This is a genomic window from Janthinobacterium sp. GW460-12-1-14-LB5 (assembly GCF_059423585.1).
Genome location: NZ_JBWKYD010000036.1, coordinates 18,912 through 44,835, shown reverse-complemented (window position 1 = coordinate 44,835; position 25,924 = coordinate 18,912). Strand labels below are relative to the sequence as shown.

General features: G+C 63.5%; 29 protein-coding genes. 17 read left to right on the top strand and 12 right to left on the bottom strand.

The window, feature by feature from the left end; translation table 11 throughout:
* Positions 1-43: 43 nt before the first annotated feature.
* Positions 44-736 carry a DUF3334 family protein gene (locus AC07X6_RS26615; RefSeq protein WP_086144492.1) on the bottom strand — a complete coding sequence of 231 codons (693 nt, stop codon included), beginning with the start codon at positions 734-736 and terminating at the stop codon, positions 44-46.
* Positions 737-756: 20 nt separating this feature from the next.
* Positions 757-1,125, bottom strand: coding sequence for a hypothetical protein (locus tag AC07X6_RS26610; protein WP_494792941.1), 369 nt, complete (start codon positions 1,123-1,125; stop codon positions 757-759).
* 40 nt (positions 1,126-1,165) lie between these two features.
* Here AC07X6_RS26610 and AC07X6_RS26605 point away from each other — a divergent pair, with 40 nt between their 5' ends.
* From AC07X6_RS26605 to AC07X6_RS26585, 5 genes are all read left to right on the top strand, one after another.
* Positions 1,166-2,836 carry a DUF6138 family protein gene (locus AC07X6_RS26605; RefSeq protein WP_494792940.1) on the top strand — a complete coding sequence of 557 codons (1,671 nt, stop codon included), beginning with the start codon at positions 1,166-1,168 and terminating at the stop codon, positions 2,834-2,836.
* Positions 2,837-2,933: 97 nt separating this feature from the next.
* Positions 2,934-3,620, top strand: a complete 687-nt coding sequence (locus tag AC07X6_RS26600) for a hypothetical protein (RefSeq protein WP_474291392.1) — start codon at positions 2,934-2,936, stop codon at positions 3,618-3,620.
* 25 nt (positions 3,621-3,645) lie between these two features.
* Positions 3,646-3,978, top strand: a complete 333-nt coding sequence (locus AC07X6_RS26595; RefSeq protein WP_494792939.1) for a hypothetical protein — start codon at positions 3,646-3,648, stop codon at positions 3,976-3,978.
* 84 nt (positions 3,979-4,062) lie between these two features.
* On the top strand, positions 4,063-4,704 hold the full coding sequence (locus tag AC07X6_RS26590; RefSeq protein ID WP_494792938.1) for a hypothetical protein: 642 nt from the start codon (positions 4,063-4,065) through the stop codon (positions 4,702-4,704).
* 87 nt (positions 4,705-4,791) lie between these two features.
* Positions 4,792-5,655, top strand: coding sequence for an alpha/beta hydrolase (locus AC07X6_RS26585; protein WP_494792937.1), 864 nt, complete (start codon positions 4,792-4,794; stop codon positions 5,653-5,655).
* A 9-nt stretch (positions 5,656-5,664) separates the two neighbouring features.
* Here AC07X6_RS26585 and AC07X6_RS26580 read toward each other — a convergent pair whose 3' ends face one another.
* Positions 5,665-6,552 carry a LysR substrate-binding domain-containing protein gene (locus AC07X6_RS26580; RefSeq protein ID WP_494792936.1) on the bottom strand — a complete coding sequence of 296 codons (888 nt, stop codon included), beginning with the start codon at positions 6,550-6,552 and terminating at the stop codon, positions 5,665-5,667.
* Positions 6,553-6,720: 168 nt separating this feature from the next.
* On the opposite strand from AC07X6_RS26580, the gene AC07X6_RS26575 reads away from it, so the two are divergent.
* From AC07X6_RS26575 to AC07X6_RS26550, 6 genes are all read left to right on the top strand, one after another.
* Positions 6,721-7,341, top strand: a complete 621-nt coding sequence (locus tag AC07X6_RS26575) for a LysE family translocator (protein WP_494792935.1) — start codon at positions 6,721-6,723, stop codon at positions 7,339-7,341.
* Positions 7,342-7,416: 75 nt separating this feature from the next.
* On the top strand, positions 7,417-8,271 hold the full coding sequence (locus tag AC07X6_RS26570) for an undecaprenyl-diphosphate phosphatase (RefSeq protein WP_494792934.1): 855 nt from the start codon (positions 7,417-7,419) through the stop codon (positions 8,269-8,271).
* A gap of 58 nt (positions 8,272-8,329) precedes the next feature.
* Positions 8,330-8,899 carry a manganese efflux pump MntP gene (gene mntP / locus AC07X6_RS26565; RefSeq protein ID WP_230537569.1) on the top strand — a complete coding sequence of 190 codons (570 nt, stop codon included), beginning with the start codon at positions 8,330-8,332 and terminating at the stop codon, positions 8,897-8,899.
* A 106-nt stretch (positions 8,900-9,005) separates the two neighbouring features.
* Complete coding sequence (locus tag AC07X6_RS26560; protein ID WP_070259409.1) at positions 9,006-9,212, top strand: hypothetical protein; 207 nt, start codon at positions 9,006-9,008, stop codon at positions 9,210-9,212.
* A 237-nt stretch (positions 9,213-9,449) separates the two neighbouring features.
* Positions 9,450-9,767 carry a hypothetical protein gene (locus tag AC07X6_RS26555; protein WP_230537568.1) on the top strand — a complete coding sequence of 106 codons (318 nt, stop codon included), beginning with the start codon at positions 9,450-9,452 and terminating at the stop codon, positions 9,765-9,767.
* Positions 9,768-9,838: 71 nt separating this feature from the next.
* Positions 9,839-10,084: a hypothetical protein gene (locus AC07X6_RS26550; RefSeq protein WP_494792933.1), complete on the top strand. Its 246-nt coding sequence runs from the start codon at positions 9,839-9,841 to the stop codon at positions 10,082-10,084.
* Between the two features lie 13 nt (positions 10,085-10,097).
* On the opposite strand, the gene AC07X6_RS26545 is transcribed toward AC07X6_RS26550, so the two are convergent.
* The gene (locus AC07X6_RS26545; RefSeq protein WP_230537566.1) at positions 10,098-10,319 is read right to left on the bottom strand and encodes a hypothetical protein; all 222 of its coding nucleotides are present in this window, start codon (positions 10,317-10,319) and stop codon (positions 10,098-10,100) included.
* A gap of 146 nt (positions 10,320-10,465) precedes the next feature.
* Between AC07X6_RS26545 and AC07X6_RS26540 the strand changes: the two genes are divergently transcribed.
* A complete protein-coding gene (locus AC07X6_RS26540) occupies positions 10,466-11,182 on the top strand; it encodes an SOS response-associated peptidase (protein ID WP_494792932.1) in 717 nt (238 codons plus the stop codon).
* On the opposite strand, the gene AC07X6_RS26535 is transcribed toward AC07X6_RS26540, so the two are convergent.
* The 8 genes from AC07X6_RS26535 to queE form a co-directional block, all read right to left on the bottom strand.
* A complete protein-coding gene (locus AC07X6_RS26535) occupies positions 11,179-12,357 on the bottom strand; it encodes a DUF418 domain-containing protein (protein ID WP_494792945.1) in 1,179 nt (392 codons plus the stop codon). The genes AC07X6_RS26540 and AC07X6_RS26535 overlap by 4 nt on opposite strands.
* A gap of 17 nt (positions 12,358-12,374) precedes the next feature.
* Entirely contained in the window at positions 12,375-13,292 is a 918-nt protein-coding gene (gene ldcA / locus AC07X6_RS26530; protein WP_494792931.1) for a muramoyltetrapeptide carboxypeptidase, read from the bottom strand.
* 32 nt (positions 13,293-13,324) lie between these two features.
* Positions 13,325-14,242 carry an alpha/beta fold hydrolase gene (locus AC07X6_RS26525; protein WP_474291415.1) on the bottom strand — a complete coding sequence of 306 codons (918 nt, stop codon included), beginning with the start codon at positions 14,240-14,242 and terminating at the stop codon, positions 13,325-13,327.
* Between the two features lie 268 nt (positions 14,243-14,510).
* The gene (locus AC07X6_RS26520; protein WP_494792930.1) at positions 14,511-15,665 is read right to left on the bottom strand and encodes a hemin-degrading factor; all 1,155 of its coding nucleotides are present in this window, start codon (positions 15,663-15,665) and stop codon (positions 14,511-14,513) included.
* 62 nt (positions 15,666-15,727) lie between these two features.
* The gene (locus AC07X6_RS26515) at positions 15,728-18,085 is read right to left on the bottom strand and encodes a TonB-dependent hemoglobin/transferrin/lactoferrin family receptor (protein WP_494792929.1); all 2,358 of its coding nucleotides are present in this window, start codon (positions 18,083-18,085) and stop codon (positions 15,728-15,730) included.
* Between the two features lie 240 nt (positions 18,086-18,325).
* Entirely contained in the window at positions 18,326-18,835 is a 510-nt protein-coding gene (gene tadA / locus AC07X6_RS26510; protein WP_215404214.1) for a tRNA adenosine(34) deaminase TadA, read from the bottom strand.
* Positions 18,828-19,274: a 6-carboxytetrahydropterin synthase QueD gene (gene queD, locus AC07X6_RS26505; protein ID WP_035819191.1), complete on the bottom strand. Its 447-nt coding sequence runs from the start codon at positions 19,272-19,274 to the stop codon at positions 18,828-18,830. Before queD ends, tadA begins: the two co-directional genes overlap by 8 nt.
* Before the next feature lie 9 nt (positions 19,275-19,283).
* Positions 19,284-19,919 (bottom strand): 7-carboxy-7-deazaguanine synthase, encoded by a 636-nt coding sequence (gene queE, locus AC07X6_RS26500; protein ID WP_076568494.1) that lies wholly within the window; start codon positions 19,917-19,919, stop codon positions 19,284-19,286.
* Positions 19,920-20,204: 285 nt separating this feature from the next.
* Here queE and AC07X6_RS26495 point away from each other — a divergent pair, with 285 nt between their 5' ends.
* From AC07X6_RS26495 to AC07X6_RS26475, 5 genes are all read left to right on the top strand, one after another.
* Entirely contained in the window at positions 20,205-21,110 is a 906-nt protein-coding gene (locus tag AC07X6_RS26495; RefSeq protein WP_494792928.1) for a sensor histidine kinase, read from the top strand.
* 89 nt (positions 21,111-21,199) lie between these two features.
* A complete protein-coding gene (locus tag AC07X6_RS26490; RefSeq protein ID WP_230537558.1) occupies positions 21,200-22,186 on the top strand; it encodes a sensor domain-containing diguanylate cyclase in 987 nt (328 codons plus the stop codon).
* Between the two features lie 89 nt (positions 22,187-22,275).
* Complete coding sequence (locus AC07X6_RS26485; protein WP_494792927.1) at positions 22,276-22,563, top strand: type II toxin-antitoxin system Phd/YefM family antitoxin; 288 nt, start codon at positions 22,276-22,278, stop codon at positions 22,561-22,563.
* Between the two features lies 1 nt (position 22,564).
* Positions 22,565-22,897, top strand: a complete 333-nt coding sequence (locus AC07X6_RS26480; protein ID WP_494792926.1) for a type II toxin-antitoxin system RelE/ParE family toxin — start codon at positions 22,565-22,567, stop codon at positions 22,895-22,897.
* Between the two features lie 100 nt (positions 22,898-22,997).
* Positions 22,998-25,874 (top strand): M16 family metallopeptidase, encoded by a 2,877-nt coding sequence (locus AC07X6_RS26475; protein WP_494792925.1) that lies wholly within the window; start codon positions 22,998-23,000, stop codon positions 25,872-25,874.
* Positions 25,875-25,924: the final 50 nt, after the last annotated feature.

Genomic DNA, 25,924 nt, shown 5'->3' with positions numbered 1-25,924 from the left:
CCCCCCCCCCCCCCCCCCCCCCCCCGCTCCCGGAGACATCCGCTTACATGCCCAGCGACTTGAGCAGGTCGGCATTGTCGTCGTCTTCCGGCTCCGCCGCAGGCGCGGGGACCGTTTCCCGTTCGCGGTTCGCGTATTCGCTATCCATCAGCGAATCGGCGTCGACTTCGCGCGAATCGAAATCGTGTAACTTGATGAACTCGGTACGGTCGATCGCCAGTTCCAGATAGAAAATATTGTTCTTTTCCGTGTAGAAAGTGACGCGGCGCATTTCCGGCCGGTCCAGCGGCGTGTCGACGCTGAGCATCACCTGCTTGTTCAGCACCAGCATCTTCGGCTGGCTCTGGGTGATGTTCGTTTGCAATTCACGGCGTACCTTGCCCGTGAAATCGCCCACGATCTGGTTCATCAGCTCGCCCATGATGTTCGACACTTCGTCCGAAGTGTAGAAGCTGGCCAGCTCCGACTTCGGCATACCCATGTGCAACATGTAGCGCTCGTAGATTTCCATCGCCGTATCGGCGGCAAAATTGAGCACCACCAGGCCCGTGAAACCGCCATCAAACATGACGAAACAGCCGATGTCCGGCTTCAGGCCCGTCTTGGTGATGCGCTGCACCATGCCTGAATAATTGACCTTGCTTTGCGTTGCAACGTTGAGCACCCGAACCACCGAGTTGCACAAACTCATCAACAAATCTTCTGTACCGTACACAACATCCTTTTCTGCATCCATGAGCAACCTCTCCTACTATTTTAAAGATGACAGCACTGTTCCCTGCCCGCCGCGAGCCGAAACACGACCGTTTCGCTCAGCTGGCGGACGACTTCACCTTTGCATGCCTGACCTTGCGTGGCGGCGCGCGCCGCATTGCCGCGGACGTGGACCGCCCTCTTACCTTTTTCTGTATAGAAATAAGTATCAGATGCGCAGAATACCCAGATGTAACATTTCCGTCCAGCCATACCTGCATTTACTTGATGATCTGTGCAGAAATACAAAAGCGGCGTTGCCATACGCCGCAAAGCGGCCAGGCATGCAACATTATGCGAAAGATCACGCTCTTCGCCCGCCCCGGACACCGTTGCGCGCGCCGCGCCGGCATGTTTTATACTGCCGCGCATCAATAGCGCAAACGCAACATGAATGGAGAGGCAACAGACGATGAGCACACTGCAAGAACAGGCAACGGCGGAAATGACGGCGGCAATCGAAGCGTGGTTTGCCGAGCGCCTCAAGCGCACCGACCTGGAAGCCGCCGTGAAGCGGACAACCTTGCAAATGGGAATCTTTAACGATTTCCTGCTCGACTACAAACCGGGACGCACCACGGCCGACGATTTCCATCTGGCCGATACCGAGGATGTCGCACCGAGGACGCCATCGCGCCTCGATGAAGCCGTCGTGCGCGACAGCATCGCGCCCCGGCTGGCCGCCCTCGTGCGGGCGAAGCTGGAAACACTGGCCGACACGCCCTTCGTCGATTACCGCTTCAGCTTTCGCGGCAAGTTCCAGACGGCGCAGGGCATGCTGCACCTGAACCTGCTCGAGTATGTCAACGCAGGCAAGCGCCAGACATTGCTGGAGAACATACGCGCGTATGTCGCGCAAAAACTCGAGCACGGCAACCGTCCGACGAAAAAGCTGGAAACCTTCTTCCTGGCGCGCCACCTGCTCGATCCCCACCTGTTCCCGCAACCCGATATCGCCTGGACGATCACCCAATTCGAGCGCATCGAGCAACTGAACAAGTCACGGCCACAGGCGCTGGCAGAACACCGCAGCGATATCATCCAGGCCGTGTCGGCGTGGGCGGAAAAGCAGTTCCTGCCGCAGTTCTATGATATGCAGCAATCAAGCTACCGTGCCACCGAATACACCTTGAAAACGGGCGCGGCGCTTGACAGGCAGGCGCTGGCGCCCATCGACCTGCTGCTGTACGGCGCCGTCATGATCTTGCGCCATGAACCGAGCTATGCCAAATCGACAGGCCTGAAATTCCTGGAAATCGCGCGCGAACTGGGCAGCGAGCGGGCCGTGCGCATGCTCAAGGAAGGCAGCGGCACTTTCGCGCCCGACGCCATCCACCTGAAAAATGCCCAGCTGGAATGCCGCGCCAACGACGTGTTTGCCACGATCACCATCAGCATCGCCCGCGAAGAGGAAGGCGCGTATGCGCAGGCGCTGGCCTTCATCACGCACCTGCTGAACAGCGGTTTCCCGAAAAGCTACCAGATCAAGCTCAAGTCGAAGGTCAAGGAATATCTTCCCTTGAAAGGGCTGGCCCGCTCCGACACGCACCGTTTCTTTGCCAATGCCCTCGCCTGGCCCGCCCTGCAGCCGCAGCTGGAAGCGTATGCGCGCGCCGCCATCGAGCAATTCGAATTCTATGCCGACACGGAAGGCGAAAAGAACTGCATGCCCGGCAGCTACGCCACCATCGGCCTGGGCTTGCTCGATGCGCGTTATTTTCCGCTGGTGCGGCACTACATGGCCAACGTCGACGAGGAACACCAGTCCGTGCAGGACCAGTTCACGGCGGCCTTTGCCGAAAAGCATGGCGTCACGCCAGACTCCGCTCCCGTGCTGGCGGCCTGCCTGCGCGCCTGCACGGATAATGCCAAAGTGAAAATCCAGGCGGAACTGGAAGAGGTGGAGAAGCTGGAACTGTTCTGCCAGCAACTGCAGGGGCTGGAAGGCTATCTGGTCGAGCACATGCTGTATCCCATCTGGGGCAAGCTGGAAAAACTGGCCACTTTGGCGCGCAAGGCCCAGGGCCGGCGCAAGGAGCTGCTGCTGGCTTTGCTGGAAGCGGCGAGCAAGACGCACGCCTAAAGTGTGCAACGTTATGACTTTCACCATCTATAATGCGCGCGCCAGAGTTGCTATAAAGCATCTTTTGGCGCCTGACATCGAATCGTGGAGAACATACATGCACCAAACAGTAGCAACATCGCGTACCGCCCTGCTGGCGGCAGCCTTTACCGCCGTGGCGCTGGCGCAGCCCGCCATTGCCGCCGACACCGCCGTGGTACTGGCGCCCGTCGACGTGGCGAACCTGTACATCAAGACCATCATCAACCACGATGAAGCGAGCGTCGCCCAGCTCAACGCCTACCTGCGCCCCACGCGCCTGGCGGGCCACCAGAGCGCCGAATACGCGTCGTACAGCGGATTGAAGGAGACGGATGCGAAATTCCCGACGGAAACCGGCAAGCTGATCGCCGACCTGTTCCCCGCCGCCATGCGCGCGGCCGTCACGCCGGCCGCCGAACAGCTGACCGCGAACATCATCGCCGCCAAGAATGGCGCCGCGTGCCAGGCCACCAAGGCCGACCCCGTGACGGTGGAAAACGGCATGCAGACGGCCGTCGTCAGCTTCGAATGCCAGCTCGTCAAGGTTCCCGTCGCATGGGCGCCTGCCGCACAGCAACTGGCGAAGAGCGGCTGCAAGGTCGAGCAATGCAAGGCCGGCCTGCAAAAGATCGCCGCCACCTACACGAGCTCGCCGAAGCAGACCTGGCGCGCCGCGTTCGCCGTCAGCCGCGAAAAGGACTCGGAAGCGTGGCGCAACGATTTCGCGCGCGAAACTTTCGATGAAATCTGGGAATACCTGTAATCCTTCACTCATCTATGGACTGCCGGTGGATAAACCCAAACTGACACCCGTCGCCCAGCCGGCAGGCCTGGCCCTGCTGCGCCTGCTCGACCCCGACCATGTGGAAGGCGCCGTGGTCGCGCAAGCGCTGGCGCAAGACCTGGCCAGCCTGCACGCCAGGCAATTGCTGGCGCTGCTGCGCCGGCTGCGTGCCGCCCAGTCCAATCAGCAGGATTATGCGGGCGCCAGCCCCGCGCAAGCCGAACAGCAGTTCGGCGCCGCCATCGCCGCCGTCAAGGCTGAGCTGGCCACGCGCCCGCACATTCCCAACAAGCGGGAAACCAAGGCCCTGCGCCAGGCGGCGGCAAAGAAACGCTGAATGGGCCTGCGGTGCGCAGGCCGGCGCGGCCCGCCTTCTATAATCGGTGACGCTATTTTGTTTCCCGCACTGAAAGGACTCCCCATGCCCACATCAATCTCCCGCCATGTAGCCAGCTGCGCCGTATTGGCCTTTTCCGGTTTGGTCGCCATGCAGGCCGTCCATGCCGAAGAGACGGGGCCCATCGATGCGCGTGCCGTCTGGCAGGAACGCTCGCTGTCAACCTGCCGCAGCGGGCAATCGCACTCCGCGCCCGACGTCTGCATGTTGCGCACCATGCAGCGTACCGGCGCCCGCCCGCAAGCCATCGCCGCCGCCAGGATGCTGGTCAGGGCAAACATGGCAGGTTACATCTCTGCCTGGCGCCCGCTGGGCAAGGTGGCGCTGGCCACCGTCACCTATCCGTTTCGCGCCAACACGAATGAAGGCACCTTGCTGATCGGCAGCGATGGCGCCGCCATCGACGTCGACGAGCACTCCGTGCGCGAGGAAGACCGCGCCACGCCCGCCTGGCGCGCGTTTACGGCCGCCCATCCAGACTCGGTTCCGTTTGCCCCCGCCGAGTTCGTCGGCAGCACGGCGACGGCCGATGGCGGCCAGAGCGTGCTGTTTTCCACGCCCCTGATCACCTGCCACGCCTGCGCCGACGATGGCGCGCTGCTGGTCGCCTACACGATCGACAAGGCCGGTATCGTGCTCGAGCGAAAACTCTTGACGATCAAGTAATGCTGCACCAAAGATAAGATAGAATTGCTTGGTGGCATGTCTATACGAGTACATGCCATCGATCCAACTTACTTATCACAGGAAAACATGCGCCGCTCTTGCCTTGCACTGCACCTCACCGCCGCCCTGCTGCTGTCCAGCTCCTTCCACCTCGCCACTGCCGCGCCCGCCGCTGCCGCTTCCTCCAGCGCAGCCACGCCGCTCGTCATCGGCGAAAGTTTCAGCATCGATTCGCAGGCGCTGAAAGAAAAACGCCACATCAATGTGTACATGGCGCGCGCCTGGGATACGCCGCCCGACGCGCCATTACCCGTGCTGTACATGCCGGATGGCGGCGTGGCCGAAGACTTTTTGCACGTGGCCGGCTTGCTGCAGGTGTCGGTAGCGAATGGCACCATGCGCCCCTTCATGCTGGTCGGCATGCAAAACACGCAGCGCCGGCGCGACCTGACGGGGCCGACGGACAGCGCGACAGACCGCAAGATCGCTCCCGTCGTGGGCGGCGCGCAAGCCTACCGGGCCTTCATCCGCGATGAACTGATGCCGGAAGTCAAGCGCCGCTACCGCACGACGGGCGAGACGGCCATCGTCGGCGAATCGCTGGCGGGCCTGTTCGTGGTGGAAACCTATCTGCTGGAACCGCAGCTGTTCGACCATTACCTGGCCTTCGACCCCAGCCTGTGGTGGAACCAGGGCGCCCTGCCGCGCCAGGCGGCGGAGTTGCTGGCCAAGGGCAAGCCAGGCAAGCACAGCCTGTACCTGGCGTCCAGCAGCGAAGCGGGCATCGCCGTGGAAGTGCAGCGCCTGGCCGACGTGCTGGCAAAACAGGCACCTTCCGGCTTGCAGTGGCACCAGGAAAAGATGCCGGCCGAAACCCATGGCACCATCTACCATCCGGCAGCGTTAAAAGCGTTCCGCGCCGTGTTCAAGCCGGCCGCCGCGCCCCAGTAAGCAGGACGGCTACGCCACCGGCAGCGCCTGCCCCATCTGCTCGCGCAGCCAGCGCAGCAAGGCGGTGCGGCGCGCATCGCCATCGAACGGCAGCGGCGACAGCAGGAAATAGCCGCTGCCGTCGCGCCGGAAACCCAGGGGCGCCACCAGGCGCCCGCTGTCGAGGTCTTCGCGCGCCATGAAGATGGAGCCGATGGCCACGCCCAGGCCGGCGCAAGCGGCTTGCAGGCTCAGGTAGAAATGCTCGTAGGTCTGGCTGTCGCCGTGGCCGTGGCTGCCGTCGTCCGCGCCGGCGGCGCGCCAGTGCGTCCAGGCGGCCGGGCGCGACGCCGTGTGCAGCAGGCGCTGCGCGGACAGGTCCAGCTGGCCTTGCCGCAGCAGGGCCGGCGCGCACACGGGCGCGATCCATTCCTCGCACACCTTTTCCGCATGCAGCGCCCCATCCCACGCAAAATCGTTGCGCCGCAGCGCCACGTCCACCGCATCGCGCTGGAACGCCACCGGCCCGCCCGAGGCGAACAGGTGCAGCGGCACGTCGGGATGGCGCTGGTAAAAGTCGCCGAGGCGCGGAATCAGCCATTTCATCGCAATCGTCGGCTCGCAGGACACCACCAGCGGCGCCGGGCGCGTCGGCTGGCGCACCGCATCGAGGGCGGCGTCGAGCCGTGCGAACGCTTGCTGCACGGCATCGCGCAACTGCGCGCCAGGCACAGTCAGGTAGACGCCGCGGTTACGGCGTTCGAACAGGGCCGTGCCCAGCGACGTTTCCAGCAGGCGGATTTGCCGGCTGACCGCCCCGTGCGTCACGTGCAGCTCATCTGCCGCCTGGACGAAGCTGCCCAGCCTGGCGGCCGCCTCGAAGAAACGCAAGCTACCGAGTGCTGTCTGTCTGCTCATGATCTGTCATTTTTTCTCACACATATCGGCAAGATATCATCGTTTTTCATCGTCCGCCATTATGCGGATAATGCGTCTTCCGGCCACCGGCAAGGGCGAAGTGCCTTGCCATACAGGCGATGAATACTCACCGATTGCCATGCGGCCGCCATTCTCCAAGGAAGATACATGATTGCATTGCTTGCCGTTGCATTGATTACCCTGCTGGCCGCCATCGTCCCCGGCCCCGATTTCGCCATGGTCACGCGCAACAGCTATCTGCATGGCCGCCGCGCGGGCTTGCTGGCTGCGCTCGGCATCGCGCTGGGCGTGCAAGTGCACGTGTTCTATACGATGTTTGGCGTGGGGCTGCTCATCGCCGGTTCGCCTGCGCTATTTACGGCGATCAAGCTGGCCGGCGCCCTCTACCTGGCCGTGATCGGCTGGAACACCTGGGCCAACCGCGCCGGACTCGTCATCGACCTGCACGGCGACGCCTGCGTGCCACGGCATCAAATCTTGCTCAACGGCTTTCTGACGAATGCCCTGAATCCGAAAACCACCTTGTTCGTCATCAGCACCTACACCCAGGTGGTGCAGCCCGGCACGCCGTTGCGTGTGCAGTTCGGCTATGGGCTGTGCATGTCCGCCATCCACCTGGCGTGGTTTGCCCTGGTGGCCATCTTTTTCTCGCAAGCAAACTTTCGTTTGCGCATGGTCAAGCACCAGCGCACCATCGACCGCCTGATCGGCGCGCTGCTGATGGCCCTCGGCGTGCTGCTCGCTTGCGCCAACATGGACAAACTGTAATGGCGCGCACGGCTCGGGCACACGCTACGGCGGGTAAAATCGGCGGCCCTGCGTTTCCATCCAAGTACCTTCCCCATGAGCTTTTTGCAATTATTTATCCTTTCCATCGTCCAGGGTTTCGCCGAGCTGCTGCCCGTGTCCAGCTCCGCCCACGTCATCATGGCGGAAAAATGGATGGGCCTGGACCCGACCTCGCCCGAGCTGACCATGCTGCTGGTGATGCTGCACACGGGCACCATGTTCGCCGTCATCGTGTATTTCTGGAAATCCTGGCGCGCCACCTACTTCAGTTCGGCCAGCGCCTTTCGCCGCAATGTGTTGCTGCTGGCGGCCGCCACGGCCCTGACGGGCGTCGTCGGCTTCGGCTTGCTGAAAGGCATTACGCACGTCATGAGCAAGGATGCGCCCGGCTTTGAAATCGAGCACCTGTTCGGCAATGCGAAACTGATGGCTGCCGCCCTGGCTGCTGCCGGCGTGCTGATCATCGTCTCCTCGCGCCTGCAGGCGCGCCAGCATGGCACCTTGTCCATCGGCAAGGCGATGCTGATCGGCGCCGTGCAAGGCCTGTGCCTGCCCTTCCGCGGTTTTTCCCGCTCGGGCGCCACCATTTCGGCCGGCATCGCCATGGGCGTGCCGCAGCGCCGCGCCGAGGAATTCAGCTTCGCCCTGGCCGTCGTGCTGACGCCGGCCGTGCTCGTCAAGGAAGGCTGGCGCTTTTACCAGGCCGTGGCAAATGGCAGCCTGGACCATCTGGAACACGGCAACAGCCTGCTGCACCTGCTGGGACCCAGCCTGCTGGGCATGCTGCTGTCGTTCCTGGCCGGCTTGCTGGCCCTGCGCTGGCTGTCGCGCTGGCTGGAACAGGGCCGCTGGCATTTCTTTGGCGCCTATTGCCTGCTGGCCTCGCTGGTGGTGCTGTACGTAGGGTAAAATCGCCGGGTTTCTAGTTTATACATACATCCCAGCCAGGTTTTACAGAAAGCCAACGATGAATTTCGCCGCCACCGCCGCCCTCTCGCTTGCCATGTCCACCGATGCCTTCGCGGCCGCCGTGGGCAAGGGCGCCGCCCTGCACAAGCCGCAATGGCGCGAGGCGCTGCGCACTGGCCTGATCTTTGGCGTCATCGAAGCCATCACGCCCCTCATCGGCTGGGCGCTGGGCAGCGTGGCCGCGCCCTATGTGGAAGCGTGGGACCACTGGATCGCCTTCAGCCTGCTGGGCATCATCGGCCTGTTGATGATACGCAACGCCCTGTCCGACGCCGACGAGGAAGAAGCCCCCGCGCAATCGCACTCGTTCTGGGTGCTGGCCGTCACGGGCCTGGCCACCAGCATCGACGCCATGGTCGTGGGCGCCGGCTTGGCCTTGCTGGGCGCCAACATCGTCGTCACGGCCGCCGCCATCGGCTTTTCCACCTTCGTCATGGTGACCCTGGGCGTGATGCTGGGCCGCGTACTGGGCACCATCGCGGGGCGGCGCGCCGAACTGGTGGGCGGCCTCGTGCTGATCGTCATCGGCTGCGTGATCCTGTACGAGCATATCGGCCACCCGGCCTGAGGAAGGGACGACCGACAGGCGCGCACGGCATCAGCGCCGGCGTGGGCGGCAGCGCGCTTTGTGCTACATTGAATACTCTGCATTCCTGTCCCGCAAGGTGACCATCATGGAAACTCTGGAGCTGCTTTTTGCCTCGCTGGTGCGCGAGACGGCCGAGTCGATACGCGACCACCACGTCCCTTTTGCCATCAAACACGACGAACGCGCGTATTTCGAGTGGATGGATGGGCATCCGATCAATGGCTATATCCAGGAAGCGTATCGCGAGATCGAAGAAACCGCCCAGCAGATCCGCGCCATTCGCGCTGGGTGATGACGGCTGGCCAAATCGGCTGCGCGGGGCGCTTTGCGGCCTGCGATGCTCACCGTACTTATGTACGGTTGCGCTTCTTAGCCACAAATCGCCGCCGCTCGCTTCGATTTTGCCAGCCGTCGTTACGTGCGTTGAATCGTGGTCAAGAATTGGGGTATTGATACAAATCAAACACTCTGCTGTTCGATACGCTCAAAAAGGTCTGAGCCACCACAATCAGGTCTGGAGGCGGCAAACATGGATCAGGAACAAAGACACCAGATCAGGGGCTATGAATTTCATGTGGCGGGGGCGCTGGAGAAGGATGGGCGCTACCGGGGCATGATCTTGATCAGCAAGCGCGGCGATACGCTGCAGGTGTACGCCAAGCCCGTGCTGATTGAAACGCCCAGCAGTTTCAAGTCCGTGCATGCCGCCTTGATCGAGGCGTCGGCGTATGCCCAGGAACTCATCTATAACGGCGCCATCAAGGCGCTGCTGCCGGCCGATGCGCCACTGGCGGATACACAGGCTGGTACGCAGGCGCCGCAGCCGCCGGATTTCGTCGGCAACTGACGCTGGCAAGCTCATCCGGCCGCCCTGGGCGCGCGTATAATGACGCGCTTTCCCGGATGAAAACGCAGAATATGGAATATGTGAATTTGCCGCTGGTCTTCCTCGTCGGCTGCGCCCTGATCGCCTTGCTGGCCAAGAAGAATGGCTATTCGTGGTACCTGTTTTTCTTTGCCATCGCCGTCCCCCCGCCCCTGTTGCTGCTGGCCTTGCCGCATGTGGTGGGCGCGGAGGCCGCCACGCTGACCTCCGTACGGCTGGGTACCGCCCTGCTCTTCCCCGTGGCCGGCTTGCTGCTGGCCCTGCGGCGCAAGCGCTGACCGGCAAGCTGCGTCAGCGCGCCTGCATGCCATCGGCCAGGCGCCAGCCGACGGACAGTGCCAGTTGCTGCGCCTCTTTTTCGTTGCTGCAATCGTCGTAATCGCAGGTATCCGCATACGCCCCGCACGCCTGGTTCTGGCTGATGTACGAGCCGACCCAGCGGCCATCGCGGCGCTGGCTGGCCGTGGCGCTGATGGTAAAACCTTTGTGGATGGTGGGATTTTCAAAAGGCATAATTCCTCCGATGCAAGAATAGCGTCAGGGACCTGACTGGCTTCCACTGTGCGCCTTGCGGCCGCTCAGGTCTGTACGTTTGACCACACTCACGAAAAGGGTGTGCGCCGCGCTCATGCCAGCAAACGATCGGGTATGATTTCCCCATGTGTGGACGATTCGATCAAAATGACACGGCGCGCGTGCTGGCGTCCTCCTTCGGCTGGACCGACGCGGTGTTCGACAGCGAGGCCGAGCCGCACCTGAACGTGTCGCCCGGCACCTACCGGCCCGTGCTGCACATCCAGGATGGCCAGCACCGGGTTGACGACGTCTTCTGGGGCTACCGGCCCGCCTGGGCCGCGCAAGCCGTGCCGGCGCCCGGCAAGAAAAAAATCCCCATCGCCATCAATGCCCGGCTGGAAAAACTGGCCGGCGCCTACTGGAAACCGCTGCTGCGCGCGGGGCGCGGCATCGTCTGCGTCGACGGCTGGTATGAATGGACTGGGGAAAAAGGCAGCAAGCAGCCGTGGCACATCCACCGCCGCGACCGCGCGCGCCTGTTCCTGCTGGCGCTGGCCCAGTTCGGGCCGTACAAACACAACCGGGAAGAAGCGGGTTTCGTGCTGGTGACGGCCGACAGCCTGGGCGGCATGGTCGATATCCACGACCGCCGCCCCGTGGCCGTCAGCCTGGACGACGCGCACCGCTGGCTCGACCCGCAGCTGTCGCCAGAGCAGGCGCTGCACCTGGCGCGCACCTGCATGCTCGACGTGGATGTGTTCGAATGGCATACGGTCGATAATCCGCTGGTGCCGTCCGCCAGGGCCAAGGCGCCGCCGCCGGCCGCGGCGCAAAGTACATTCGACTGGGGTACGGATTAAGGCAGGCGCGCCAGGCGGCGCCACAGCGCTTCCATGGGGCCTTGCCTGAAATGGCGCAGCCAGTAGCGGCTCAGCAGCACCTGCCCCGCCATGATCGCCAGGGCCAGGCCCAGCATCTCGATGGGGCGCAGCGTGGCGCCCCAGCCCAGCCCAGGCCCCTGCAGCAGCCAGGTACCGATCAAGGATTGCAGCAGATAATTGCTGAGAGCCATGCGTCCCACGGGCGCCAGCCACGAACCCAGCCAGCGCAGCAGGAAGGGGCCGGCCAGCATCAGCGCGGCCACGTAACCGGCCGCCAGCACGGGGCCGCCCGCGAACAGGCCCACTTCGAACAGGGCCGTGTCAAACACGGTTTGATATGGATCAGCCACCTGCCAGGCAATGGCGCCCGCCGCCAGCAGGTTGAACGGCAAGCCCGCGCCCAGCCCCACGGCGCGCACGCGGCGCCACAGGCGCTGGTGGCGCTGCGGCTGCGTCAGCCAGCCGCAACGCACGGACAAGATGCCCAACAGAAACAGCACGACGATATGCGGCAGCATGACGACCGAGGACAGCACGGAGACGAGGAAATCGTTGGCGCGCAGCCTGGCGACGGCCCACGCGCCGCCTTGCGTGTAGGTCGCGTAGCGGGCGGCGAAGTTTTGCAAATCCTGCGCCGTATCCGGCGCGCCGCCCTGCTGGCTCACGGGAATGAGCAAACACATGAACAACAGAAAACCGCCCGCCACCAGCCAGGCGCGGTTGCGCACGCGGCTGAGCCTGGCGGATGCCAGAGACAGGATCAGCATGCCGGCCACCGCATATGAGGTGAGCACATCGCCGCTCCAGATGAGGAAACCGTGCAGGAGGCCGAACACGAGCAGCCAGCGCAGCCGCCGCCGGTAGGCCGCTTGCGCCGCGTCCCAGCTGCCCAGCTGGCGCCGCAGCGAACGTGTCTGCAGGGCAAATCCGGCGCCAAACAGAAACGCGAAGATGGGGTAAAACTTCAATTGCGCCAGCGCCGCCACGCCGAAAATGACGAGCTGGTCCAGCACGGGCGGCTGCGCGGGCAAGGTGCCGTAGCGCAAGGACAGGCTGCCCCAGGCAAAGCTCCAGATATTCACCAGCAAGATGCCAAACACGGCGATGCCACGCAGCACGTCGAGCTGCAGCAGCCTGCCGGGCCTGGCGTGCATCGAGTCCAAGGCGGCGTTCAGGGGCGGGCCAGGGTCGGGTAGTCGCTCACCTGCAGGCTGAAGCCGGACGCATCCGATTGCAGCCGCGCCTGGCCGCCGAACGGCAAGGTGACCCGCCGGCGGATGTGGCCGAATTCCAGTCCCGTCAGCACGGGCACGGGCAGGCGAGCGCGCACGTAGGCCAGCATGGCGTCGAAATCGTAGCCCTTGTCCATCGGGCTCAGTTTATAGGCGGAAAAGTCGCCCAGCACGACCGCCTGCTGGCGCTGCAGCACGCCCGCATGCAGCAATTGCAGCAGCATGCGCTCGACCCGGTACGGGTGTTCGTTGACGTCTTCCAGGAACAGGATGCCGCCATCGATCTGGGGGAAATACGGCGTACCGAGCAAGTGCACCAGCATGGCCAGGTTGCCGCCCCACAATTTACCCGTCAGCTCGACCTGCGGATTGCCCGCCGCCGCGCCCGTGACCGTATGCGCGGGACCGGCCAGGCATGACCACAGCTGGTCGAGCGTAAATTGCTCGGGTTCGTCGCGCGTAAAATCATCGCAGACCATGGGGCCGGCAAAGCTGGCGCGGCCAGTCTTGGCCAGCAAGCCCATGTGGAAGGCCGTGAAGTCGCTGTAGCCGACGAACAGCTTGCGGCTGGCGGCCATGCGCTCGAAATCGATGTCGGGCAGGATGCGGCTGATGCCATAGCTGCCGCGCAAGGCCAGCACCACTTGCACGTCCGGGTCGGCGGCTGCCGCATTGAGCTGCGCCAGGCGGCCCGCATCCGTGCCGCCGAAGCGCTGGAAGCTGTGTTCGGGGTCGTAGTAATTGTGGACGGTGGCGCCTTGCGCCTGCAGGCGGGCGATGCCGCGCGCCACGGCCGCGTCATCGGGCGCGCAACCGCCCGGCGCCACGATGGCGATGCCAATTTCAGGTGTCTTCAAAATGCCCGTGCCTTCAAAAATGGTGGGCGCGCCTAGGCTGGCTGGGAGCGCATCTGGGGCGCCATCTTACCTTGCAGATGCACATCGATCAAGGCGAGCAGGCGCTCGATCAGCTGGGGCGGCATGTCGTGCCCCATGCCTTCGATCACTTCCAGCCGCGCGCCGGGAATCAGCGCCGCCGTATCGATGCCGCAGGCGACGGGGATCAAGGGGTCGGCCGCGCCATGGATCACGAGCGCCGGGCAACTGATGCTCGGCAGCAAGGCCGTGCGTTCGCCCGAAGCGGCGATCGCCACCATTTGCCGCGCCACGCCTTCGGGGCAGCTGCCCCGCTGCAGCGCCGCTTCGATGCGCTGGTACAGCAGCTTTTCCGAGACGGGATAGGCGGGACTGCCGATGACGCGCACGGTGGCGGCCATGTGCGCCATCAGTTCGGCGCGGCTGGCATTGCGCTTCGGCCGTTGCAACAAGGCGTTGCGCGCCGCCCGCGTGGGGCCGGGCAAGCCGCGCCGGCCGCTGCTCGACATGATGGAGGTCAAACTGAGCACCTGCAGCGGCGCGCGCGCCGCCATCACTTGCGCGATCATGCCGCCCATCGACACGCCGATCACATGCGCCTGGGCAATGCGCAAGGCCGCCAGCAAACCCAGCGCGTCGTCCGCCATGTCATTCAAGGTGTAGGAAGTTTTCAGGGGCCAGCCCAGCAGGTTTTTCACGTAGGCCAAGGGCAGATACGGTTTGCCCGCCAGCGCCATCTTGCTCGACAGGCCGCTGTCGCGGTTGTCGAAACGCAGGACGCGAAAGCCCTGTTCCACGATGCCTTCGACGAAGTCCGCCGGCCAGGCGATCAGCTGCATGCCCAGGCCCATGACCAGCAGCACGCACGGATCGTTGGGGTCGCCGTGGCTTTCATAAGCTATGTTGAGGCCGTTCGCCATGATGGTTGCCATGATTGCCTCTCTTCAGGAACCAGCACGCAGACACGATCGCTGCGGCCTTGCAATCAGCATACCACTATTGTGCTTCAGACATGAGACCGGCACGCGGCACCCAGCTGAAGTGTTGCTCTGCTCGCACATGACATAACCTACTGCGCGTCGCGACTTGCGGCCTGCGATGCTCACCGTACCTAAAGTACGGTTGCGCTTCTCGACCACAATTCGCTTCCGCTCGCTACGGCTCTGTCACGTGCTGATACTCATCAACTTGCAAAAAACCTTATTTTGCCTTTGGCAGACTATCGGCCAGGTCCACCCAGCTTTGCGGCTGCGGTTTGCCCCGCTCGCGCACGCCGAAGAAGGAGACCACTTGCGTGCCGTCGTTGTCGAAGAATTCGACGGAAGTGACGCCGCCGCGCTTGACGATCCAGCCGCTGCGCAGGGCCGTGTCGCGGATGTGCAAATTAAAATCCGGGTCGAGCACGTTGAAGAAGCCGCCGGCGGCCATGGTTTTCTCGATCTTGCCGCTGTAGATCTGCGTCAAGCCTTCATTGCCCAGGAATACCATGATGGCGACCTTGTCCCTGGCCGCGTTTTCCAGCAGGGTGCGCAGCGCTTGCGGCGTCACGCGCTCGACCACGCCGGCCGGTGCCAGGCGCAGGGCCTGTTCGCGCGACAGGTGAAATTCGCGCATGATTTGCGCAAACTGGTGCACGTCCGTCATGTCTTTCCAGGCCAGCTGGAATTCCTTGACGTCGATTTCGCTGTCCGGCTTTTCCGCCGCTTTCGGCGCCACGGCCAGCACGTTCAATTCAGCGCTTTGCTGGGGCATGCGGAAAGTCGCCACCAATTTATCGTAGACGGCCACGCCAGGCTCGTTGCGCAGGTAGATCTTGTGCACGGCCGTGCCGTTGGCGTCAAAAAACTGCAGGCTGCGCGTCGGCTTGCCATCGCGGCCTGCTTGTTCTACCGCAAATGCGTATTTCCAGTTTTCAAAGTGGAAACGCAGGTCGATCTGGCCGCCCAGGTAGCCGCCCGCGATATTGCGCTGGCGCGCTTCCGTTTCCGGGTCCTTGGCGTCGGCCTGCTCGGACTTGTCGCCCGCCTGCTTGAATTTGCTGGCGACGCCCGTCGTTTCGATGACGCCGTTTTCATTGCGCGTGATCGCTTGCACGATGCCCAGGTCCAGCGCGGCGCGCATGATTTCGCGCGGCTGGTTGCCGTCGGCCTGCAGGCGCGTGACGCCCTTGCCGATGTTGGTTGCCAGCAATTGCGCTTCGGATACACCCAGCGCGCGCGCCGCGTCGCGGATCTGCAGCTTCGGCTGCTCCGTGCGCAAGGTGGACCAGCGTTCCGCCAGGGTGGCTGGGGCCGCATATGCGTTTGCAATCAGCAGGCTGCCTAGCAGGGATAGAACGAGTTTGGATAACTTCATAGAGAGACCATTCAATCAAACATGGAAAAAAAGAGGGGCAGGCGCCCCTCCCCGGTAAAAATTTAGAAGTTCACGCTGAGGCTGGCGGCGACGTTGCGGCCCGGCCTGGCGTAGCGCTCGATCTCGGCGCGGCTGGCAGCCGTGGTGCCGGCGGCCAGGCTGCGCGCGGCGGCGTAATCCCAGTACTTGCGATCCGTCAAGTTGTACACGCCGACGATGATCTTGGCGTTCTTGTGCACGTTCCAGTAGGTCGACAAGTCGAAGATGGTGTACGACGGCACCTTGAAGAGCGGCGCGGTCCCGCCCATCAGCAAATCGTTCGGCGCCTGTTTCTCGCCGGCATGCAGCGCCGTCAGTTCCAGGCCGAACAACTTGTTCGCATGGTCATAGCCGAAGGTCAGCGCCGTCTTGGCCGGCGCCACCGAGGCCAGGCCGCCGCTGTCGCCCGTCAGGGTATTGAAGGAGCGGCCCTTGGCCACGCCCGTGGCCAGGTCGACGCGGTAGCCCTGCATGGCTGGCAACCAGGCGCCCAGCTCCGCGCGCAGGCTCAGCTCGGCGCCCCAGGTGCGCGCATTGCCAATGTTTTCCGGACGGAACAGGCCCAGGGTGAGGGTCGGGTAATTCACCGGATCCAGCTCTTGCGCCACGTACTCGATCATATTCTTGTACTCCGTCTGGTAGACGGACGCCTGCATGCTCAAGCCCCTGGTCACGTCGCCTTTCAGCCCCAGTTCATATGCCTTGCTGGTTTCCTTGCCCAGATTCGGATTGCCCAGCACGGCATAGCCATTACCCGTGCCCGTATAGCTGATGGAATCATAGGTACCCGTGCGTTCGATCGCCGTCGGCAGGCGCGTGCCGCGCGTGAACGTGGCGTAGGCTTGCATTTGCGGCAGCACTTCCACGGACAGGCTCAGGCTCGGCGTGAAGTAGGAATCGCTCTCCTTGCGCACTTCCTTGGCCGCATTCGGCACGCCGATCAGGTAGTTCTGCAGGTTTTTCGGCTCCAGCTTGCGGTAGTCGGCGCGCAGGCCGGGCGTCAGCACGGCTTTCTTGCCGCCCAGGTCGAAACTGAGGTCGTCGCGCACGTACAGGGCCAGCTTGGTGACATCCATGTCGGCCATGCGGTTCTTGCGCGTGATCTGGTGCTCGCCCGTGGCGATGAGGGTGCGGTCTTCCATCCAGGGCCGGCGCGATTTGGCCTGTTCCAGCTGCACGCCGTACAGCAGCGCGTTGTCCGCGTTGAGCTGCTTGAACGCCTCCGAACTCAAGCCGATGCTGTCATTCTTGAAGCTGGTGTCGATGGCGCGCTGGGCATTGCCGCGGTAGACATAGCGCCCCTTGCTCTTGTCCTCGATCTTCGCATTCTGCAGGTAGACTTTCGAGGTCAGGCGGTCGAACAGGGCGAAATCCTTCAGCACCACCTCGTGGCCCAGGCTGACGCGGGTGCGCTTGGTGGTGGAATCCTGCTGCACGCCGTCCGGGTACATGGCGCTGACTTTATTGTTGAGGTCGCGCTTGTTCTTGCGTTCGAACATGTCGACCGTCAAGTCCAGCTTTTGTTCGCCCGGCAAGGCCCACACCAGTTTCGACAGCAAGGCGTTCGAATGCCAGTCATCCGGGTTGACGGTGGCGCTGCCGCGGCTGTCAAGCTGCTCGCCCTCGCGGTGCACGTACACGGCCAGGCCCTGCAGATTGGCGCCGATTTTGGCGGCGCCCGTCAGGGTGTGCGCATTGCTGCGGTCGGCCGTGGCGCGGCCATACTTATACGCCACGTAATGGTCCACCCCTTCGCCCAGGAAATCCTCGGGCGACTTGGTGATGAAGGCCACGCCGCCGCCCAGGCCGGGATTGGCGCCGCTGACGGCCGTCGTGCCCGAATCGATGCGCACTTCGCGGAAAGTTTCTGGATCAAAATAATCGCGGCCCATGCCGAAGGCGTTCATGTTACTGCTGTCCGGCTTCGGTGACGCGTCGGGCAGGGAAATGCCGTCGAGTTCCAGGCTGACCCGGTTGCCTTCCAGGCCGCGGATGTTGTAACCGGTGTTGCCCGCGCCATCCCACATGCCGCCGCCGCCCGAGGCCGCCATTGGCGTGCTGATCAGCGGCTGATAGCGCACGATGCCGGCCATGTCCGTCACGTTGCGGCGCTCCAGGTCGTCGCTGCGGATCACCGTCTTGGTGCCCGCGCGGCGCTCGTAATCCTGTTTGGCGTTCACGACGATTTCCGGGAAGACAGGCAGCTTGGCCGGTTCCTGGGCTGCCGTGCCCGCGTTGATGGCGGCCGTTTGCGCCACGGCAGGCAGCAACGGCGCGGCGAACAAGCCCAGCAAGGCGGCACGCAACACGAGGTTGTGGCGGCGGGCAGGAACGGGAGATACGACGGGCGCAGCGGAGCGCTGCAGAAGCACTGTAGTCATGATGATCCGGTTTAAGAGTGGAGGCTGGCTCTTGAACCCGGATCGATAACGAAAGTGTTAACGATGCATAAGGAAAGTTTGCTGGCGAAAACAATACTGTAACACGAATCATTCTCATTTGAGAATGGCAAAGTCGTCTAGACAGATGTTATTTCGCAACAATTATAAAAAATGCCAGCCGGGGTGGCTGGCACGGCTGGCACGCGGGACAAGGCTATGACGGCCCTGCCTGGGCCGAAATCAGGCCGGAGGATGGGCCAGCTTGCGCGCTTCCGCCTGCGCGCGGCGGCGCTCGGCAAAGAAACGCTTGAGGAAAGCGCCGCACTCGTCGGCCAGCACGCCCCCTGCGATGGCCGTCTGGTGGTTCAGCGCCGGCTGCTCGAACAGGTTCAGCACGGAACCGCAGGCGCCCGTCTTCGGGTCGCCCGCGCCGTACACGACGCGCGCCAGCCGTGCATGCAGCATGGCGCCAGAGCACATCACGCACGGTTCCAGGGTCACGTACAGCTCGCAGCCGGGCAAGCGGTAGTTGCCCAGCTTTTCGGCGGCCGCGCGCAAGGCCATCACTTCCGCGTGCGCCGTGGGGTCGTGGCGGCCGATGGGCTGGTTGTAGCCCACGGCGATGACTTCGCCATCCTTGACGACGACGGCGCCCACGGGCACTTCACCCAGGTCCCACGCGTGCTGGGCCTGCTCCAGGGCCAGCTGCATATAGCGCGCGTCCTGCGCGCCAGCGTGCGTTTCAGTCATCGGTCACTTCTGCCCAGCAATTCGGCGTTTCATGCAGCACCAGCTTATGCAGGTGCAAGCCCGTGCCGAAATGGTCGGTAAAGGCCGCTTTCAGGATCTCGAAGGCGATGCGGGCCAGGTTTTCCACGGTCGGGATGCGGTCGATGACGACGGTTTTATGGTCGGGCAGGCTGGCCAGGAAATCGCGCACGGCCGTGTCCTTCTCGTAGACGAGGAAGGCGTGATCCCACACATCGACCAGGTGCTGCTTGGCCAGCGTCTTGACGTCGGAAAAGTCCATGATCATGCCGTTGTCGGAATTGCCTTCCGCTTCGATGACCTTGCCGACCAGGGTGATTTCCACCGTGTAGCGGTGGCCGTGCAGGTTGCGGCACTGGCTTTTGTGGTCGGGAATGCGGTGGCCCGCGTCGAATTCGAGCTTGCGTGTGATAGTCAGCATATTGTTTTGTTAAGGTATTTGCAGGAGTTTATGGGTTTGCAGGCTCAGCTTCCACTTCGGGTTGCTTTTGCACGTCTCGATGGCCAGCTGCATGTTGTGCGCGGCCAATGGACCATCCATGGCCTGCACGAAGAAGTTCTCGAAATCGAGCCCTTCGTAGGCGGCCAGGTCTTGCTGGAACTGGGGGATGACGACCTTGATTTCGTTACCCTTGTGGACGACCAGTGTCGAGCCCATCTTCGGGCTGACGCAGATCCAGTCCACGCCGGCGGGCACGGGCAAGGTGCCGTTGGTTTCGATGGCGATGGTAAAGCCCACCGCGTGCATGGCGTCGATCAGGGCAGTGTCCAGCTGCAGCAGCGGTTCGCCGCCCGTAAACACCACGTATTTGCTGGCGGTATAGCTGGCCGGCCACAGGCTGTCGATCAACGCGGCCAATTCCTGCGGCGTCTTGAACTTGCCGCCCAGTTCGCCATCGGTGCCGACGAAATCCGTGTCGCAGAACTGGCACACGGCCGTGGCGCGGTCGCTTTCGCGGCCCGTCCACAGGTTGCAGCCGGAAAAGCGGCAAAACACGGCGGGACGGCCCGCATGCGCGCCTTCGCCCTGCAGGGTGTAAAAAATCTCTTTGATGCTATAAGTCACTGTATTTCCTAAGAGCTGGCTGGCGTCATCGCGCAGGGCGAACGCATCGAGGCCGGCGCAGCGCACCGTCACCGCAAAAGCCGATTGACAACCCTCTATTATATGCCGCCACGACACTTTCCGTGCAAATGCCGTGCCTGCCACCCGGCGGCGCGGCATCCAGCGGCAAGAAAGCCACAATGACGGGCAAAACTGCACGGCTTTTGCGTTTAGACAATATAAATAGCCCAAAGTTAATATATTTTCTGTAAGAACATTGCCTGACGGAAAACATTTTTGGGGAGCATGGACATGGTGCAACGCTGGATACGCCCGCCGTACCGCCGGAGCATTCTGGCCTGCCTGGCGGCCGCCGCCCTCGCTTCCCTGCACGCGGGCCATGCCGCCGGGCCGATGCTGCAGGCGGGCACGCCCTCACCTTCGATGCTGGCCTGCGCCATCCTGTGCGGCGGGCTGGCGCTGCTGCTGTGGCGCCAGCACCGGCTGGCGCAGCGCCTGCGGGCGCTGGAACAGCTGCGCGCGCAGGCCGAGCAAGAGCGCCTGGCCAGCGGGCAGCACAAGGCACGGGAACAGGAGCGCCTGCGCATCGGGCGCGACATCCACGACGACCTGGGCCAGCACCTGCTGACCCTGAAAATCGACCTGGCCATGCTGCAAACCAGCACGCCTGACGCGGATCCCTTGCTGGCACGGCAATTGGCCATGATGGCGCGCAATGTCGACCTGAGCATTGCAGCGCTGCGCTGCGTCATCCACGACCTGCGCCCGCCCGCCCTCGACGCCGGCCTGCAAGCGGCGTGCGACGGCTTGCTGGCGGATTTCAAGCGCACCACGGGCATCGATTGCAGCTGCGACTACCAGCTCGACGCCGCCGCCGGCAGCGCGCACGGCCCCTTGCTGTATCACGCGCTGCAGGAAGCGCTGGCGAACATCGCCCGCCATGCGCGCGCCACGCATGTCCAGCTCTGCCTGCAGCAAGCAGGCGACACGCTGGCATGCCGCATCAGCGACGACGGTGTCGGGCTGACGGGCTCGCCGCCACGCCTCGGCTGCGGCCTGTCCGGCATGCATGAGCGCGTGGCCGCCGCCGGCGGCAGCCTGCACATCGAAAGCCACAGCGGCGCAGGCACCACCCTGAGCCTGTCGCTGCCCCTGCCAGCCAGCCACGACGAGGCGATGCTCCATCGCTGAAAATATTGCTCAAGATCAACACCATCGGCCTCGCTGCGCTGCATCATGGCCAACGAGCCCGCCCCATTCACCCCAAGAAGGATGCTTACATGCCGGATAGCCACGCACCTGCCAGCGCCTCGCCCTACGATGAAGCCCAGGGTTTTGCCGTCAAGATGATGGAATTGCTGGTGGTGCCCACCTTTGTCCTCGACGTGCATGGCCAGGTGATGATCTGGAACCGCGCCTGCGAACAGCTGACGGGCGTGCCGGCCGCCGAAGTGCTGGGCATGCGCGAGCCGGGCCGCTGCTTCTACAACGACGAGCGCCCCACCCTGGCCGACCTGCTGCTGGCCGGACGCGGCGGCGACCTGCGCGCCCTGTACGCGCAGCAACAATACCGCAGCAGCACGGGCAACAATCTGTGCGCGGAAAACTGGTGCGACATGCCGCGCACGGGGCGGCGGCGCTACCTGGCCGTCGATGCCAGCCCCATCTACGGCAACCACGGCGAACTGATCGCCGTCGTCGAAACCCTGCGCGACATGACCGATGAAAAGCGCGCGCAGGCGGAACTGCAACGCCTGGCCACGCGCGATGGCCTGACGGGCCTGGCAAACCGGCGCTGCTTCGACGACACCCTCCTGGCCGAGTGGCAGCGCGCCCAGCGCCAGAGCCAGCCCCTGTCGCTGCTGATGGTCGACGTCGACAATTTCAAGGAATACAACGACAGCCACGGCCACCAGGGCGGCGACCTGTGCCTGCGCAAGGTGGCCGGCGCCGTGGCCAGCGAAATGCGCACGAACGACCTGGTGGCCCGCTACGGCGGCGAGGAGTTTGCCGTCATCTTGCCGAACCAGTCGCTCAAGGGCGCGGCCATCGTGGCCGAACGCATCCGCCAGCGCGTGGAGCGGCTGCAACTGCCGCGCAAGCGTCCCGACGGGGCCTGCGTCACCGTCAGCATCGGCGCCGCCACATCCCTGCCCGGCCCCGGCACGGAACTGGGGCAGCTGATCCACACGGCCGACTGCGCCCTGTACCGCGCCAAGCACCTGGGCCGCAACCGCATCAGCCTGCCGGAAACGACGCTGACGTAAGCGGCAAGTGCCGGCATCAGGAAACACGACCAAATTTGGTGTATATTTAGTCCTATACATTCAGATGCACATTCAATCGCGGAGCCGCCATGAACCTCAAGGAACGCATCAAGCCGATTTCCTATTTGAAGGCCAACACGGCGGAAATCGTCAGCAGCTTTGACGCGGGCCAGGATGAGCCCCTCATCATCACGCAAAATGGCGAAGCGAAGATGGTCGTGCTGTCCATGCACGCCTACCAGGAAGGCAAGCGGCAGGCCCAGCAGATGCAGGAGCAGCACGCGTTCATGAAGCTGATCGCCATGGGCAACCAGGAAATCGTGCGTGGCGACGTGCTGTCCGAAGAAGCTTTCCTGGCCAGCCTCGACCAGGCTTGAGATGACGCGCATCGTCGTGCTGAACAGCGCAGCAGCCGATTTCAGGGAATTGCGCAGCGACTTCCAGGCGCGCCATGCTGCGGCGGCCTGCGAGCAGTTCAGCTCGGGCTTTCGCCAACTCCTGGCCGATCTGAAGACCTATCCCGACAGCGGCGCGCCCATCGAAGAAGCCCGCGACCTCGGCCTCGACGTGCGGCAGCGCCTGTGCCACGACATCCGCGTCGTGTACCAGCATGAGCGCGCGCACGGCATCGTGTATATCCGCATGTTCCTGCCGACCCGGCGCGATTTTCTGACGCATCTGACGGCGCGCATCCTGCGGCCCGACTTCTAGACATCTTTCCTCGTTGCAACTCGTGCCCCTATGCACGGCGGCACGAATATTCTATGCTGCGGCGTTGCACTTTCATAACATCCAAAAAGAAGGAGCCCCCGTGTCAAGAATCATGCCTGTTTTATTACCCGCTTTCGCCCTGGCCCTGTCGGCCATGGCCGCGTCGAACCTGGGCGCCGCGCCCGTCAAGCCGGCCGCCACCCACGGCGCTGCCGCCGCCAAGGCCGACCTGCTGCCGTTCAAGGCAACGGAAAAGACCCTGGCCAACGGCTTGAAAATCATCATCGTGCCGACCGGCTTTCCGAACCTGGTCTCGCTGCAGATTCCCGTGCAGACGGGTTCGCGCAATGAAGTCGAGCCGGGCAAGTCCGGTTTCGCGCATTTTTTTGAACACATGATGTTCCGCGGCACCAAGGCGTATCCGCCCGAGAAATACCAGGAAGTCATCACCCGCGCCGGCGCGCGCCAGAACGCGTACACCAGCGACGACCTGACCAATTACCACACGACGTTTGCCAAGCAGGACCTGGAAACCGTGCTGAAGGTGGAAGCGGACCGCTTCCAGCACCTCGATTACGCGGAAGACGCGTTCAAGACGGAATCGCGGGCCGTGCTGGGAGAATACAACAAGAACAGCGCCAATCCCGTGTCGAAACTGTTCGAAGTGATGCGCGACAGCGCCTACACGACGCATACCTACAAGCATACGACGATGGGCTTCATCCAGGACATCGAAGACATGCCGAACCAGTACGCGTATTCGAAGCTCTTCTTCGACCGCTGGTACCGTCCCGAGCGCACCACCATCATCATCGCCGGCGATGTGGAGCCGCAGCAAGCCATCGCGCTGGTGGAAAAGTACTGGAGCAGCTGGCAGCGCGGCAAGCAGCAGGCGGCCGTGCCCGTGGAACCCGCGCCGCGCGGCCCCGTCTACAAGCACGTGGCCTGGCCCACGCCGACCCTGCCATGGGTGGCCGTGGGTTTCCATGCGCCCGCGTTTTCCGTCAAGGACAAGGACCAGGCGGCCCTGGCGACCTTGCTGTCGCTGTCGTTCGGCCGCACCTCGCCGCTATATAAACGCCTGGTGCAGAATGAACAGAAGGTCGATCAATTGTTCGACATGACGCCGGACCGCGTCGACCCGACCCTGGCCGTGCTGGGCGCGCGCGTGAAAAACCTCGCCGACGCCGTCTACGTGCGCGACGCCATCCTGGCCACCGTGGCGCAGCTGCGCGACACGCCGGTGAGCGAAAAAGACCTGGCGGACGCCAAGTCGGCGGAAAAGTACGGCTTGATCCGCTCGCTCGACAATACGGAGCAGATCGCCGGCACCCTGGCCTCGTTCGTGCATTTCGACCGCTCGTATGCCACCATCAACCAGTACTACCGCCTGATCGACACGCTCACGCCGGCCGACCTGCAGGCCGCCGCGCGCAAATACCTGACGGACGACGGCCTGGTGGTGACCACCCTGTCGCACGAAGCCATGCCGGCGGCCATCGCCGCCACGCCGAAACTGGCCAGCCTGCTGCCGGCCGCGTCAAATGCCAAATTCGACGTGCTGGTGCAAAAGTCCGCGCTGCCGCAGATCCGCTACAAGCTGCTGTTTACGGCCGGTTCCGCGCAAGACCCGCAAGGCAAGGAAGGCCTGGCCGCGCTGACGGCCGCCATGGTGGCGTCCGGCGGCTCGTCCGAGCGCAAGATCGACGAAATCAACCAGGCCCTGTTCCCGCTGGCCGGCAGTTTCAGCCAGCAGACGGACAAGGAAATGACGACGTTTACGGGTTCCATCCACAGGGATAACTGGACGCAATTCAACGCCATCGCCCTGCCCCTGCTGCTCTCGCCGGGTTTTCGCGAAGACGACTTCCGCCGCCTGAAGGATGCGCAGCGCAACGCGCTGCTGCTGGACCTGAAGGACAATAACGAAGAGGAATTCGCCAAGGAACGCCTGCAAACCAATGTGTATGCGGGCACGCCGTACGGCCACCCCGTGCTGGGCACGGTCGCCGGCATCGACGCCATCACCCTGGACGACGTGAAACAGTTCTGGAAGACGGCGTATGCGCAAGGCGCCGTCAAGGTGGGCATTTCCGGCGACGTGTCCGACGCCATGACGGCCTCGCTGACGCAGGCGCTGGCGAGCCTGCCGGCCGGCCCAGGCTTGCCGGCCACCGTGAAACCCGCGGGCCGCAAGGCGCAGGGCCTGGAAGTGGAAATCATCGAGAAAAACACGCGCGCCACGGCGATTTCCTTCGGCCTGCCGCTCGACGTGACGCGCACGCACCCGGACTTCCCCGCCCTGTGGCTGGCGAAGACCTGGCTGGGCGAGCACCGCGCCTCGAATTCCTATCTGTACCAGCGCATCCGTGAGCTCCGCGGCATGAACTATGGCGATTACGCGTATATCGAAGCGTTCCCGCGCGGCATGTACCAGTTCTTCCCGAACCCGAACCTGGGCCGCAAGGCGCAACTGTTCGAAATCTGGATCCGCCCCGTGGCGCCGGACAACGCCCACTTCGCCCTGCGCGTGGCCCTGACGGAACTGGGCAAGCTCGTCGACAACGGTCTGACACAGGACGATTTCGCCACCACGCGCGACTACCTGATGAAGAACGTCTTCGTCATGACGTCGACGCAAGACCAGCAGCTCGGTTATGCGCTCGATTCGCAATGGTATGGCACGCCGGAATTTACCAAACTGATGCGTGATGGCCTGTCGAAACTGACGGTGCAAGACGTCAACCGCGCCATCAAACAGCATCTGTCGGCAAAGAACCTGTCCGTGGTGATCGTCGCCAAGGATGCGGCCGGCTTGAAGGAAAAGCTCGTCAGCGACGCGTTTTCTCCCATCAAGTACGACGGCAACAAGCCGCAAGCCTTGCTCGATGAAGACAAGGTCATCGGCGCGATGAAGCTGGACATCAAGCCGGCGGCCGTCACCGTGACGCCGGCGGCGCAGGCGTTCGCCAGGTAAGTTTGTGCCAGATCAACCTCGTCCGATGCAGCTTGCCGGATGGGGTTGAC

Coding starts and splice junctions, on each gene's coding strand:
- mntP (WP_230537569.1), top strand. CDS start 8,330: ATGAATTTCGCCGCCACCGCCGCCCTCTCGCTTGCCATGTCCACCGAT.
- AC07X6_RS26490 (WP_230537558.1), top strand. CDS start 21,200: ATGCCGGATAGCCACGCACCTGCCAGCGCCTCGCCCTACGATGAAGCC.
- AC07X6_RS26520 (WP_494792930.1), bottom strand. CDS start 15,665: ATGAAGTTATCCAAACTCGTTCTATCCCTGCTAGGCAGCCTGCTGATT.
- AC07X6_RS26600 (WP_474291392.1), top strand. CDS start 2,934: ATGCACCAAACAGTAGCAACATCGCGTACCGCCCTGCTGGCGGCAGCC.
- AC07X6_RS26550 (WP_494792933.1), top strand. CDS start 9,839: ATGGAATATGTGAATTTGCCGCTGGTCTTCCTCGTCGGCTGCGCCCTG.
- AC07X6_RS26590 (WP_494792938.1), top strand. CDS start 4,063: ATGCCCACATCAATCTCCCGCCATGTAGCCAGCTGCGCCGTATTGGCC.
- tadA (WP_215404214.1), bottom strand. CDS start 18,835: ATGACTGAAACGCACGCTGGCGCGCAGGACGCGCGCTATATGCAGCTG.
- AC07X6_RS26570 (WP_494792934.1), top strand. CDS start 7,417: ATGAGCTTTTTGCAATTATTTATCCTTTCCATCGTCCAGGGTTTCGCC.
- AC07X6_RS26560 (WP_070259409.1), top strand. CDS start 9,006: ATGGAAACTCTGGAGCTGCTTTTTGCCTCGCTGGTGCGCGAGACGGCC.
- AC07X6_RS26545 (WP_230537566.1), bottom strand. CDS start 10,319: ATGCCTTTTGAAAATCCCACCATCCACAAAGGTTTTACCATCAGCGCC.
- AC07X6_RS26615 (WP_086144492.1), bottom strand. CDS start 736: ATGGATGCAGAAAAGGATGTTGTGTACGGTACAGAAGATTTGTTGATG.
- AC07X6_RS26555 (WP_230537568.1), top strand. CDS start 9,450: ATGGATCAGGAACAAAGACACCAGATCAGGGGCTATGAATTTCATGTG.
- AC07X6_RS26495 (WP_494792928.1), top strand. CDS start 20,205: ATGGACATGGTGCAACGCTGGATACGCCCGCCGTACCGCCGGAGCATT.
- AC07X6_RS26605 (WP_494792940.1), top strand. CDS start 1,166: ATGAGCACACTGCAAGAACAGGCAACGGCGGAAATGACGGCGGCAATC.
- queD (WP_035819191.1), bottom strand. CDS start 19,274: ATGCTGACTATCACACGCAAGCTCGAATTCGACGCGGGCCACCGCATT.
- AC07X6_RS26480 (WP_494792926.1), top strand. CDS start 22,565: ATGACGCGCATCGTCGTGCTGAACAGCGCAGCAGCCGATTTCAGGGAA.
- AC07X6_RS26575 (WP_494792935.1), top strand. CDS start 6,721: ATGATTGCATTGCTTGCCGTTGCATTGATTACCCTGCTGGCCGCCATC.
- AC07X6_RS26535 (WP_494792945.1), bottom strand. CDS start 12,357: ATGCACGCCAGGCCCGGCAGGCTGCTGCAGCTCGACGTGCTGCGTGGC.
- AC07X6_RS26485 (WP_494792927.1), top strand. CDS start 22,276: ATGAACCTCAAGGAACGCATCAAGCCGATTTCCTATTTGAAGGCCAAC.
- AC07X6_RS26610 (WP_494792941.1), bottom strand. CDS start 1,125: ATGCGCGGCAGTATAAAACATGCCGGCGCGGCGCGCGCAACGGTGTCC.
- AC07X6_RS26525 (WP_474291415.1), bottom strand. CDS start 14,242: ATGGCAACCATCATGGCGAACGGCCTCAACATAGCTTATGAAAGCCAC.
- AC07X6_RS26585 (WP_494792937.1), top strand. CDS start 4,792: ATGCGCCGCTCTTGCCTTGCACTGCACCTCACCGCCGCCCTGCTGCTG.
- AC07X6_RS26580 (WP_494792936.1), bottom strand. CDS start 6,552: ATGAGCAGACAGACAGCACTCGGTAGCTTGCGTTTCTTCGAGGCGGCC.
- AC07X6_RS26515 (WP_494792929.1), bottom strand. CDS start 18,085: ATGACTACAGTGCTTCTGCAGCGCTCCGCTGCGCCCGTCGTATCTCCC.
- AC07X6_RS26540 (WP_494792932.1), top strand. CDS start 10,466: ATGTGTGGACGATTCGATCAAAATGACACGGCGCGCGTGCTGGCGTCC.